General features: G+C 29.7%; 11 protein-coding genes and 1 tRNA gene. 9 read left to right on the top strand and 3 right to left on the bottom strand.

Annotated elements, in window-relative coordinates; translation table 11 throughout:
* The first annotated feature begins 47 nt into the window (after nucleotides 1–47).
* The 4 genes from FLV_RS15115 to FLV_RS15100 all read left to right on the top strand — a co-directional run bounded on the left by FLV_RS15115 (nucleotide 48) and on the right by FLV_RS15100 (nucleotide 5,227).
* The gene (locus FLV_RS15115; protein ID WP_243235016.1) at nucleotides 48–1,319 is read left to right on the top strand and encodes a T9SS type A sorting domain-containing protein; all 1,272 of its coding nucleotides are present in this window, start codon (nucleotides 48–50) and stop codon (nucleotides 1,317–1,319) included.
* Between the two features lie 268 nt (nucleotides 1,320–1,587).
* A complete protein-coding gene (locus FLV_RS15110; RefSeq protein ID WP_243235015.1) occupies nucleotides 1,588–3,846 on the top strand; it encodes a ribonuclease R family protein in 2,259 nt (752 codons plus the stop codon).
* A gap of 28 nt (nucleotides 3,847–3,874) precedes the next feature.
* Entirely contained in the window at nucleotides 3,875–4,543 is a 669-nt protein-coding gene (locus FLV_RS15105) for a head GIN domain-containing protein (protein WP_243235014.1), read from the top strand.
* 6 nt (nucleotides 4,544–4,549) lie between these two features.
* On the top strand, nucleotides 4,550–5,227 hold the full coding sequence (locus tag FLV_RS15100) for a LysE family translocator (protein WP_243235013.1): 678 nt from the start codon (nucleotides 4,550–4,552) through the stop codon (nucleotides 5,225–5,227).
* 281 nt (nucleotides 5,228–5,508) lie between these two features.
* On the opposite strand, the gene FLV_RS15095 is transcribed toward FLV_RS15100, so the two are convergent.
* A tRNA-Cys gene (locus tag FLV_RS15095) sits at nucleotides 5,509–5,579 on the bottom strand.
* A gap of 94 nt (nucleotides 5,580–5,673) precedes the next feature.
* A complete protein-coding gene (gene folB / locus FLV_RS15090; RefSeq protein WP_243235151.1) occupies nucleotides 5,674–6,033 on the bottom strand; it encodes a dihydroneopterin aldolase in 360 nt (119 codons plus the stop codon).
* A 118-nt stretch (nucleotides 6,034–6,151) separates the two neighbouring features.
* On the opposite strand from folB, the gene FLV_RS15085 reads away from it, so the two are divergent.
* From FLV_RS15085 to FLV_RS15070, 4 genes are all read left to right on the top strand, one after another.
* Entirely contained in the window at nucleotides 6,152–8,263 is a 2,112-nt protein-coding gene (locus FLV_RS15085) for a glutamine--tRNA ligase/YqeY domain fusion protein (protein WP_243235012.1), read from the top strand.
* A 1,066-nt stretch (nucleotides 8,264–9,329) separates the two neighbouring features.
* Nucleotides 9,330–9,656, top strand: a complete 327-nt coding sequence (locus FLV_RS15080; RefSeq protein WP_243235011.1) for a YtxH domain-containing protein — start codon at nucleotides 9,330–9,332, stop codon at nucleotides 9,654–9,656.
* A 73-nt stretch (nucleotides 9,657–9,729) separates the two neighbouring features.
* Nucleotides 9,730–10,080: a competence protein gene (locus FLV_RS15075; RefSeq protein WP_243235010.1), complete on the top strand. Its 351-nt coding sequence runs from the start codon at nucleotides 9,730–9,732 to the stop codon at nucleotides 10,078–10,080.
* 4 nt (nucleotides 10,081–10,084) lie between these two features.
* The gene (locus FLV_RS15070) at nucleotides 10,085–10,339 is read left to right on the top strand and encodes a DUF6327 family protein (protein ID WP_243235009.1); all 255 of its coding nucleotides are present in this window, start codon (nucleotides 10,085–10,087) and stop codon (nucleotides 10,337–10,339) included.
* A 20-nt stretch (nucleotides 10,340–10,359) separates the two neighbouring features.
* Here FLV_RS15070 and FLV_RS15065 read toward each other — a convergent pair whose 3' ends face one another.
* Nucleotides 10,360–11,343, bottom strand: a complete 984-nt coding sequence (locus FLV_RS15065) for an SPFH domain-containing protein (protein WP_243235008.1) — start codon at nucleotides 11,341–11,343, stop codon at nucleotides 10,360–10,362.
* A gap of 287 nt (nucleotides 11,344–11,630) precedes the next feature.
* On the opposite strand from FLV_RS15065, the gene FLV_RS15060 reads away from it, so the two are divergent.
* Nucleotides 11,631–12,908 (top strand): hypothetical protein, encoded by a 1,278-nt coding sequence (locus FLV_RS15060; RefSeq protein WP_243235007.1) that lies wholly within the window; start codon nucleotides 11,631–11,633, stop codon nucleotides 12,906–12,908.
* Nucleotides 12,909–12,915 lie beyond the last annotated feature (7 nt).

Here is a 12,915-nt window from a genome sequence, read left to right as displayed (position 1 = left end):
AAATTTGGCGTCAATAATTAAAAATTAACTTACATAACGAATTAAAAATGAATAAAAATTACCTACTATTATTTGTATTATTTTGTATCAATAGCATTCAGGCCCAGGATGTAACTACTTTAGCAGGTTCTACATCAGGTTTTGCAGATGGAACAGGAACAGCAGCACAGTTTAAAAATCCTGTTGGAGTTTGTACCGATTCTAATGGAAATATTTTTGTAGCAGATTCGGACAATTATATGATAAGAAAAATTACTCCCGCTGGTGTAGTAACTACTTTTGCAGGTTCAACTAATTCAGGTTATACAGATGCAACTGGTACTGCTGCTAAATTTTCTTTAGTTTATGGAATTTGTATTGATAAAAATGATAATATTTTTGTCTCTGATAATACTAAAATTAGAAAAATTACTCCTGCTGGAGTTGTAACCACTTTTGTAGGTTCATCGAGTTCAGGTAATGTAGATGGCACTGGAACAGCCGCCCGATTTTATAATTTAGCTGGAATTTGTATTGATGCTAATAATACTCTTTATGTAGCTGACAGTCAGAATCACAGAATAAGAAAAATTACATCTGAAGGTGTTGTAACAACTTTGGCTGGTTCATCAGATGGTTTTGATGACGGGACAGGGACAGCAGCAAAATTTTCTGAACCTGGAGCAGTTTGTGTTGATGCCAGTGGAAATGTTTATGTAGCAGATACAGGAAATCATAAAATAAGAAAAATTACATCGGCAGGTGATGTGACGACTTTTGCAGGTTCTGCAAATGGATTTGTAAATGGAACAGGAACAGCAGCCCGATTTAGTTATCCTTTTGGCATTTGTATAGATGCCAGTAATAATCTTTACGTAGGGGATATGAATAATAACAAGATAAGAAAAATTACTACAACTGGTGTTGTTACGACTTTTGCAGGTTCATCAAGAGGTTCTGCTGATGGTACGGGTACAGCGGCACTTTTTTATTATCCTTGGGGACTTAGTATTAATAATGGAATTATGTACGTAGCAGATAGTAGTAATAACAGAATTAGAAAAATTACAACTGCTACTTTAGGTTTAAACGAAAACAATAAAGCTGTTACTCTAACTGTTTATCCTAATCCGGCAACAAATATTTTAAATATTCAATTAGAAGAAATTAGTCCAAATACTCAATTGAAAATTTCAGATATTTTAGGAAAAACCATTTTTACTAAAAAGATTGAAGCTAATATAACTTCGATAAGTACAGAAAGCTTTAAAAAAGGAGTTTATTTGATAACTGTACTTAATAGTGACAAAAAAACAACTCAAAAAGTGATTATAAATTAATAAAAATTTATTTTATTTTTTATTTAAAAAGGTTTGCTCAATGCAAACCTTTTTTTGTTTAAAACCTTTTTTTAAGGAGAATTTATTTTAAAAAAAATGAATTTCAAAACTATAATTTTAAGACAAAAATTTTTAAAAGTATTGAATTTAGTGTTTTAAAAAGCGTTTTTTATATGAATGTGATAAAGTTATATTTTTAATAAATTATTTGTTAAAATCTATTATCTGATATCTTATTCGTAATTTTAAACTTTATAAGAAAAGATATATGAGTAAGAAAATTAGAAAGCCGATAAAAAATGACAAGGATTTCTCCGGAAAAATACTGAAGATTTTATCGCAAAGTCCTAATAAAGCATTTAATTACAAACAGATAGCAGCAAAGCTTGAACTTGACGATACAAAAAGCAGAAACCAGATCATAAAAGACTTAAAGATAATGGCTGGCTCTAAGAAAATTATTGAATCTGAACCTGGAAAATATTTAGTGAAAGCGGAGAGTCAGGATTATTACGAAGGAACTATTGATATGACGAGCCGTAAAACAGCTTATTTTATTTGTGAAGAATTTGCAGAAGATGTTTTTATTCCGACCAATAATCTGAATCGTGCACTGGACAAAGACAAAGTTAAAGTTTACGTTTACAACCGAAGAAAAGGTAAAAGACCTGAAGGTGAAGTTATTGAAGTTGTTGAAAGAAACAAAACAGAATTCGTTGGAGTAATTGACATTCAGCCCAATTTTGCTTTTGTTTCGACTGCAAATCCTAAAATGTACACGGATATTTTTATTCCGAAAGACAAAATGGGTGACGCAGAAAATGGTGATGTTGTTTTAGTGAATATTGAAGACTGGCCCAAAAGAGCCGATAGTCCTTTTGGATCTGTAATTAAAGTTTTAGGAAAACCCGGAGAACATAATACTGAAATTCATGCAATCTTAGCAGAATATGGTTTGCCATCCGATTTTCCGGTAGAAGTAGAGGTGTATGCACAAAAAATAGACACTTCGATTCAGGAATCTGAGATTGCAAAACGCCGTGATATGCGTGATACACTTACGTTTACGATCGATCCAAAAGATGCCAAAGATTTTGATGATGCCTTGTCTTTCAAAAAGTTAGAAAACGGAAACTACGAAATAGGTATTCATATTGCCGATGTTTCACATTATCTTGAAGAAGGAACAATTTTAGATGATGAAGCTTATCAGCGTGCCACTTCGGTTTATTTGGTAGATAGAGTAGTGCCAATGCTTCCGGAAGTTTTGTCTAATTTTGCTTGTTCGCTGCGTCCACAGGAAGAAAAATATACGTTTTCAGCTGTTTTTGAGGTGTCAGAAGACGCAAAAGTCATTAATCAATGGTTTGGTAGGACAGTTATTTATTCGGATCAGAGATTCGCTTATGAAGAGGCACAATATATCATCGAAACCCACACTAAAAACAAAAATTCAAATGAAGAAAAGTGGGTTCTTGACGAACAAGGAAAACAAATATTAAATCCGTCAAAAACAAAAGACAATACCATTCCGGTTGATATTTCAATCACAGGTGATTCTTATGTTGTTTCAGATGAAATTGTAAATGCTACTTTAAAACTCGATGAATTAGCGAAAATTTTAAGAAAGAAAAGAATGCAGAATGGCGCGATTTCTTTTGATAAAGTAGAAGTAAAATTTAACTTGGATGCCGAAGGAGAACCTGAAGGCGTGTATTTTAAAATATCAAAAGATGCGAATCATTTAATTGAAGAATTCATGCTTTTAGCCAACAGAAAAGTGGCTGAATACATTGGAAAACAAAAGAAAACGTTCATTTACAGGATTCACGATGAACCAAATGAAGACAAATTAATTGCAATGCAAGGTGTAATTGCTAAATTTGGTTATAAAATAGATTTCCGTAACAAAGGAGATATTTCTAAGTCTTTGAATGCTTTGATGGAAGAAGTTAACGGTAAAAAAGAACAAAACTTAATTGATACGCTGGCCATTAGGAGTATGAGTAAAGCCAAATATTCAACAGATAACATTGGTCATTATGGTTTAGCTTTTGATTATTACAGCCATTTTACATCGCCAATTCGTCGTTATCCGGATGTTATGGTACATCGTTTATTGCAATTTTATCTGGATGCAGGAAAATCTGTAGATGAAGAAATTTACGAAACAAAATGCCTGCATTGTTCTAATATGGAAAGTTTAGCAACAAATGCTGAACGTGACAGTATCAAATACATGCAGGTTAAATACATGCAGGACCATCAGGACGAAGAATTTCTTGGTGTTATTTCCGGTGTTACAGAATGGGGAATTTATGTTGAAATCGTTTCTAACAAATGTGAAGGGATGGTAAGAATCAGAGAAATTAAAGATGATTATTATACTTTCGATGAAAAACAATATGCGCTGGTTGGAGCTACTTCAGACAGTATATTGCAATTAGGGGACGAAATTTACGTTAAAGTAAAAAATGCTGATTTGGTTAAAAAACAACTGGATTTTCATTTTTTACGAAGAGCTTAATAAGTTGTTAAATTTAAAAATTAAAGAAATGAAAAAGTTAATTATAGGCGCTGTCATTTTGTTTATACAAATGTCTTTTGGACAGGTTACTAAAGAATTAGGAGATTTTGATACTGTTAAAGTTTACGATAAATTAAATGTAAAATTAGTTCAGTCATCTGAAAATAAAATTGTTATAAAAGGAGCAAGGGAATCAGAATTAGAAGCCGTTAATAAAAATGGTCTTTTAAAAATAAGAATGCCATTTCCAAAACTTTTGTCCGGTAACGATTTAGAAGTTACTTTATATTACAAACATATTGAACTTATTGATGTCAATGAGGGTGCAAGTGTTACAAGTTCTGAAGCTATAAAAGCGACCAGTTTTAAGGTAAGTGCTCAGGAAGGCGGTAAAATTAATGTAGATTTGGATGTTGATAAACTTAAAGTTAGTTCTGTTTCAGGAGGAGAAATTACTTTAACCGGTAAAGCAGAAAATCAAGTTGCAAGTTTAGGTGCAGGTGGTTATTTGCTGGCAAGTAAATTAAGTACGTCTCAAACAACTGTAAGTGTTTCTGCGGGAGGAAAAGCAGATGTAAATGCTTCAACTCTTGTGGAAGCAAAAGTGAGCGCAGGAGGCTCTATTTACATTTATGGTAAACCAAAACAAATTAACCAAAAAACAGTTTTCGGAGGAAAAATAGAAGAAGTAAAATAGTATTTGATGATAAATGATATTCTGGCTGGACTGCCATGGGGACTTGTTCTGAGCTTTATGGTAGGTCCGGTATTTTTTGTTTTGTTAGAAACCAGTATTACAAAAGGTTTTAGATCAGCAATTGTTTTTGATTTTGGAGTAGTCTTAGGTGATATTTTTTTTATAGCAATTGCTTATTTAGGGAGTTACAGACTAATTTCCAGTTTAAAGGATAAACCGGCACTTTTTATTTTTGGCGGCATAATTATGCTGTCTTATGGTATTATTTCGTTTGTAAAACTAAAAAAAGAAGAAAAAATCAACGATGAAGAAATTGACCGTGATATTATCAAAAGAAACTATGGAAGTTTGTTTGTAAAAGGTTTTTTACTCAACGTTATTAACATTGGAGTTCTTGGTTTCTGGCTTGCTGTTATTATTTCTGTCGGACCAAAATTACAGATGCAGACCCCTAGAATGATGACTTTTTTTACTTCTGTAATTGTTACTTATTTATTGGTTGATTGTCTAAAAATAGTATTAGCCAAACAATTAAAATCTAAAATGACCCCGACTAATATTCTTAAAATAAAAAAAGGAATCAGTATTGTTTTAATGGTCTTTGGATTTGTATTAATGATTCAGGGCTGGTTTCCAAAAGAAAAAGAAATGGTTAAAAATGCTTTTGAAAGAATAGAAAAGTAGTTTGTTAATAACTCAAAATTATAAAATTAAGCCTCTGAATTTCAGAGGTTTTTTTGTGTTTATAAAGTAGATATAAGACTTATAATTTTGGCAAAGTTGACTCCAGTTTGTCATTTCGACGAAGGAGAAATCTTCGTGAGAAGCTCGACAAAGATTGGACAATAGTTACGGAGTTACTTGTGAAGATTTCTCCTTCGTCGAAATGACAAGATTGTGTTGGATTATTCGTTAAATATGAAAATTAACCATAAAAAAACCTCTAAATTGCTTTAGAGGTTTTGAGGCATCGTCCGGATTCGAACCGGAGTAGGAGCTTTTGCAGAGCCCAGCCTAGCCGCTCGGCCACGACGCCATTACCTGAACGGATGGCAAAAGTAACTAAAATCTTTAAAATTCAAAAGTTTCGAATAAACTATTTTAAAAAAATCCGGATTTTACTGAAATAATTATTTTCTGATTTCCGTCATTTTTATAGTAACTGATTCAACATCACCGCCAATAGGAGGATTTATTTTAGAAACCCAAACTGTTGTTTTTTCTACAGTTTCTATCTCTGCCAGTACACGAATATTGATTCTTTTGGCTACATGTTCCAATAAATGCGAACGAATTGCCATTTCTTCCGTCACAATTTTGTTCAAATGAACGTAATCAACAGTGTCTAAAAGATGATCTGTCTCGGCTGATTGCTGTAAATTGGTTTTAATTTTTAAATCTACAGTGTAATCAGATCCTATTTTTCCTTCTTCAATTAAACATCCGTGGTACGAAAAAGTACGAATGTTTTTTAGTTTAATAATTCCCATTTCTAAATTTAGTTTCAAGTTTTAAGTTTCAAGTTTAGAGTAAGTTTCCAAAGAAAACTATAAACCATAAACTATAAACTATAAACTTTTTTATCTTTGCTAAAATTACTATAAAATAATGGCATCAGAAGATAAATCACTCAGTTTTATTGAACAAATCATAGAAGAAGATCTTAAATCAGGTCTTTCAAATTCTAAATTACGTTTTCGTTTTCCACCGGAACCAAACGGTTATTTACACATTGGCCATGCAAGTTCAATTGCATTAAATTTTGGTTTAGGAATTGATTATCAGTCACCTGTAAATTTACGTTTTGATGATACCAATCCGGAAAAGGAAGAGCAGGAATTTGTTGATGCTATTAAAAAAGATGTAGAATGGCTGGGTTATACCTGGGCAGAAGAATGTTATGCTTCAGATTATTTCCAACAATTATACGATTGGGCTGTTTTATTAATCAAAAAAGATAAAGCGTATGTAGACAGTCAATCTTCTGAAGAAATGGCCATTCAAAAAGGAACTCCATCAACTACAGGGACAGACAGTCCATACAGAAATCGTTCTGTTGAAGAAAATCTTAATTTATTCGAAAGAATGAAAAGCGGTGAATTTGAAGCTGGAACACATATTCTTCGTGCCAAAATTGATATGAAATCTACGAATATGCTTATGCGTGATCCTATCATTTACAGGATTTTACACAAGCATCATCATAGAACAGGAGATACTTGGAAAATTTATCCAATGTACGATTGGGCACACGGACAAAGTGATTATTTAGAAGCTATTTCCCATTCATTTTGTACACTTGAATTTTTGCCTCACCGTGAATTATACGATTGGTTTTTAGATCAGATTATTGATGAAAACAGAATACGTCCTAAGCAAAGAGAATTTGCAAGACGTAATTTATCACATACCGTTGTTAGTAAAAGAAAATTACAGCAACTTGTTAAAGAAAAGCATGTTAAGGGTTGGGATGATCCAAGAATGTCAACTATTTCCGGTTTAAGAAGACGTGGTTATACTGCAGCTTCGTTACGTAATTTTGCGAATACAATTGGTATTGCGAAACGTGATAATTTAATCAATGTATCGGTTTTAGAATTCTGTATTCGTGAAGATTTGAACAAAATTGCACCTCGTGTAATGGCTGTTTTGGATCCGGTAAAACTGGTTATTACAAATTATCCTGAAGGAAAAGAGGAATGGTTAGAAGCTGAAAATAATCAGGAAGATGAAAATGCAGGTTTTAGAAAAGTACCATTTTCCCGTGAATTATACATTGAAAGAGAAGACTTTTTAGAAGAAGCTCCGGCAAAATATTTCCGTTTGACTTTAGGAAAAGAAGTTCGTCTTAAAAATGCATATATCATTAAAGGAGAATCAGTTATAAAAGATGCTGAAGGAAATATTACAGAAATTCATGTAGCGTATGATACCGATTCTTTAAGCGGAAGCGGGACAGAAGCAAGCCAAAGAAAAGTATCCGGAACCTTGCATTGGGTTTCAATTCAGCATGCGATTGAAGCAGAAGTTCGTTTGTACGATCGTTTGTTTACAGATGAAGCACCTGATAGTTACAAAGACAAAAATTTCTTAGATTTTGTCAATCCAAATTCGTTAGAGATTATCAAAGGATTTGTTGAACCAAGTTTAAAAACAGCTCAAAATGAAGATAAATTTCAGTTTCAGCGTTTAGGATATTTTACTGTTGATAAAGATTCAACTCCTTCAAAATTAGTATTTAACAAAACTGTTGGACTAAAAGATGCCTGGGAAGAAAAAGGTAAAAAAGAAGAAAACAGCATCAATAATTCTTTAAAAGACATCAATAAATATTTTAAAGTTGAAACTAAAGCGGAAAGAATTGCTATTGAAAATGGGATAGGAGAGAACATTAAAAATGTATCCAGTTTTTCACTTTTACAAAATTCATTAAAAAAGAATATTAACAATAATAAGAGTTCTTTGTTATTTGCTCAGTTTATTTTAAAATATTCTAGTTTAAAATCTTCTGATTTTGAAGAAGAAGAAATCCAAAAATTATACTCAATGTCTTTAAGAAGTGAATCTACTTATGTTCGTTCAAAAACGCTTTTGAATTTACGTGATTTAGAAAATGAAACTTTCAGAAATCTTTTTAAAGAAGAAATTTTAAAATTAAATTCAAATCCTCCAAAAAATGCTTCGGAGAGAGAAATTGAAATTTTATCAGAATTGATTTAAGAATAGAATAAATATAATATATTAAAAAGCGCTATTATTAGCGCTTTTTTTTATTATTTATATTATCTATTAAAATTTAATTTATAATAGATAATCTATTTAAAAAATGACCTTCATAAAATTGATTTAAAGCTGTTTTTTATAATTTCTATATGTTTTATTATCTTTTAAAAAATAATTAATTTAGAAGCTTTATTTTGATTTTATAGTTTATTATACCCTGTATTTACAGTTGTTAACAATAATATGTTTATAAACTTAGTTATTTTTAAAATCTGATAAAATTTCACCTAAAATTTAATTATCAATTTTATCTATTATTTTTTATTTTTTTTATTGATATGAATATTATTTATTTTTTCTATGTAAATATAATTTTTAATAGATTTTTTATTTAAAATATGACCTTAATAAATTAATTTTAAGACTATTTTTTTATTTACTGGACACATAACTCATTTATTGAATTATTGTTTGTTTATGAGCTTTATTTAAATTTTTTACATTGTTTTTATCAGTTTAACGGGTTGTTAACATACAATTGTTTATAAAGTTGCTATTTTTATACAAAGGTCAAATCTGAAATTTTATAATTTTAAAAATGACATTTTAGGAATCTGATTTGATTTTAGCATGTATTCTGAAAATTGGTTTTATGGTCAATTTTAATTGTGGATTATGTTTTGATAATATTTCAGAAATATTTTTTCAGTTGCATTTCATAAATTTCAAATTTCATGAAAATGATTTAGTTTATTATTCTTATTAATGGAAGTTTTGAAAAGCATAAAATCAGTAAATATGCTGTTTCAAAAATCACGAATAAAAAGACAAATCAAAAGCAAAAAATACTTGATAAAGTTATAGCAGATTATAAAATGGTAACAGTTTTACCTAAAGAAAAAACAATTGGTTTAAAACAAGCGGCAAATTTTACAGGTCTCCAGACGAAGACAAAAGGTAAACGACCGGTTTACATCTATTTAAATTTATGTAAATAACTTTCAATCACTAATTTATATTTTAAAAAAGAGTATCTTTATTTAATCACTTAAATACTACTATTATGTCAAACAATTCAAATACGATTGCAGCGATTTTAGCCGGTGCAGCTGTAGGTGCAGCGATAGGAATTTTGTTAGCTCCTGATAAAGGCTCAAACACAAGAGCAAAAATTAAAGAAAATCTGGGAGATACTGCCAACAATTTAAAAGATTCCTTAGGAGCTACTTCTGATGTTCTTCGTGAAAAATTTGCTGGAGCTACAAAAAATTTAGATGGAACATTTGATGAGTTACTTTCGAATGTAAGTTATAAAACTGAAGAAGTAATCTCTTTTTTAGAATCTAAATTAGCAGATTTAAAAGCGCATAACGCAAAACTTCAAAAATAATATTGTATGTGAAGCACATAATTTGCTTATTTTTATAAGTAAGTTTTGTGCTTTTTTATTAAAAAGACTAATTATGGCTTTTGAAGAGTTAAAGGAAAATACCGAAAAAATTCAGGATCAGACTAAAGTTTATATTGATAGTCATTTAGCTTACTACAAACTTTGGGGTTTTAAAGTAATAATGAAATCAACAACTTTAATTTTTAAATTTACTTTGATTTTATTGTGTTTTAGTATGGTTCTTATTTTTGGATCTTTTGCGGCAGCTTATGCTTTAGGGGATTTATTAGAAAGTAATGCTTTAGGATTTTTGGCAGTAGGAGGGATCTATCTTTTGTTCACCATTTTACTTTTCTTCATAAAAGAAAAAGTGGTTGAAGGTCCAATTTTAGAGAAATTTTCAGAAATATTTTTTAACGATTAAGTTTATGGAAAAGAAAAAATACTCTTCTTATGCAGAAATTGATAGAGATTTAGAAATTCTGAAACTGGAAAAAGAAATCAATTATCAAAAATTGGTTTTGAGTTTTCAGAAAACAAAAGAAGGAATTACACCTCAAAAAATTGTAAACGGATTCATTTCATCTTACACAGATTACTTTTCAAATTCATATACAAGTATTTTGCAATCCATTTTACCTTATGTAATTGGTTGGTTTATAAATAAAAAAAGAGGCATTTAAGCCTCATTTTTATTTTATAATTATTGTTGAACATCTGGTTGAATGTCATCTTCATATCCAGATTGAGGTTGTATTGGTTTTGGTTTTTCCACTTTTTTATTGTTTTTTTTCATCATTTCGCCAACCTGGTTTGATGCAGAAAAGGAGGCAACCATATTATTTAACATATCACTTCCGGCTTGTGGAGAATTTGGTAACAAAATTAAATTAGAATTTGCATCAGCTCCAATTGCTTGTAATGTATCATAATGCTGCGTTACCACAATTAGGGCAGAAGCTTCCTGAGAATTAATACCAACCTTGTTTAAAACTTCAACACTTTCTACCAAACCTCTTGCAATTTCACGACGCTGATCTGCAATACCCTGACCTTGTAAACGTTTACTTTCTGCCTCAGCTTTTGCTTTTGCAACAATTCTAATTCTTGAACTTTCAGCTTCAAATTCTGCAGCCGTTTTTTCTCTGTCGGCAGCGTTAATTCTGTTCATGGCATTTTTTACCTGAATGTCCGGGTCAATATCTGTAACCAAAGTATTGATGATATCATATCCGTAAGTAGACATTGCTTCGTTTAATTCACGTTTTACGGCAACTGCAATATCATCTTTTCTTTCAAAAACGTCATCCAGTTTTAGTTTAGGAACTTCGGCACGAACCACATCAAATACATAAGAAGTAATTTGATCATGCGGATATTCAAGCTTATAAAAAGCTTCATAAACACTTTCCTGAATAACTTTAAACTGAACCGAAACTTTCATTTTAATAAAAACGTTGTCCTTGGTTTTAGTTTCGATGATAACATCTAACTGTTGAATTTTAAGATTGACACGTCCGGCGATTCTGTCAACAACTGGAATTTTAAGTTGTAAACCCGAATTTCTCACGCTTAAAAATTTACCAAATCTTTCAATTACAACAGAAGATTGTTGTTTTACTGTAAAGAAAGAGGATAGGAAAATAAAGAAACCGAAGACAATAATGACAATAAATGGAATACTCATAATGATATTGATTTAAGTTTTATGGATTTGTAAATTACGAAAAATTTTAGATTTAATTTTTATTTCTTTAGACGATTTTTTTTGTTAAAATTTGTTATATTTTTGACTCATTAATTAAAACAAAATAAAAAATTTATGAAAAAAATACTACTTAGTATTGCCTTGTTTTCTTGTGTTTATTTATCCGCCCAAACTGTTATTGAAGAAAAGTATGAAAAAAAAATAAACCACTAAGTTATTTTTTACTTTCTGATAGCAATTTATTTGTAATATCTAAAGGAAATAAAGTGGGTGGTTTGGTTAAAGCTAATGAGATTAATAGTATGTATACTTATGATACTAATGGTTCAAAAAAAGTTCTTTTTACTGATAAGAAAGTAATTGGAACTATGTTTTCAGTAAATAAAGATGCTTTGTTAGTAACTGATATTTCTTCGGGAGTATTTAATTCAAAAACTAAATATTTAATTAACGATAAATATATTGAATTAGAAAAATCTGAGGTAAGAGATATGACTGGTTTTTATAGGGGATATGGTTTTTTTACAGCAAAAAATGAATTTTATTTAAAAAATAAAAAAAATGAATTTGATATTGACTTTGAAAAAGATGATATTTATTTAACTGTTAAAGATATAGTTACAAGAAAAAAAGAACTGTATAAAATAGAAAAACCTAGTTTAATTAAATTTATTGGACCTAATTTTATCAAAAGTAAGGAGAAATTTAGATTTAATTTAGTCGTTAATAAAGATGAAACTGTTGATTTAGATGGAAAATCTATTTCAAAAGACTATACAAATACTATTTTGTATAAAACAAGATTTTCAAATGATGGAAAAAAAGTTGATGAATTAGTTTATGATTTAAAAATAGCTAATCATGTATTCCTTTATTCAAGAAATGGCGGAGGTGAATTTACAGATGGAGGATATGATAACAAATTCCTCCATTTTGGTGACGATCTTTCCATTAATAATTATATTAAAGATTCTGAAACTGGAGATCTTTATATTTATGGATTATATGGAGATGAGTTTGGAAAATTGAATGATATGGCAAATCCTAAAGGGTTTTATATTTTTAAATTTGATAAATCAGGGAATAAAATTTGGGAATCAATCAATAAAATAGATGATGCTGGTTTCAATAGTCGACATGTAATGATTTCTGTTTTTATTGACTTATTTCAATTAAATAACAATCTTTGTTTTAATATTAAAATAGGTGGTTTAAAGAGTTTTTTCAATTATAGTATTATTGATCAATCTTCTGGAAAAATAATTAAATCACAAAATATAGAATTTAATGAGACATTTGCTCATCCAAATAATATGAATAATTATGATTATGGAATAAATACAGGTGTTAAAGGGTTTAAAGATGTAAAATTTAGCTTTGAAAGTATTATAGCTATTAATTATTATCCAAAAATTGCAGATTACATAAAAAGTGTTAATTCAAAGAATGATTTATATTTTTCTTCTTATTTTTCTAAACTAGGTATTTGGTTATTTGAAACCGATAATAACCAATATTATAAAGTAACCTTTTTTAAAGATTAACATAAAA

This window comes from Flavobacterium pectinovorum, assembly GCF_022802975.1.
GTDB classification, from domain to species: Bacteria; Bacteroidota; Bacteroidia; order Flavobacteriales; family Flavobacteriaceae; genus Flavobacterium; species Flavobacterium pectinovorum_B.
Note: the sequence above shows the minus strand (reverse complement) of the source record. Positions and strands in the feature narration are given on the sequence as shown.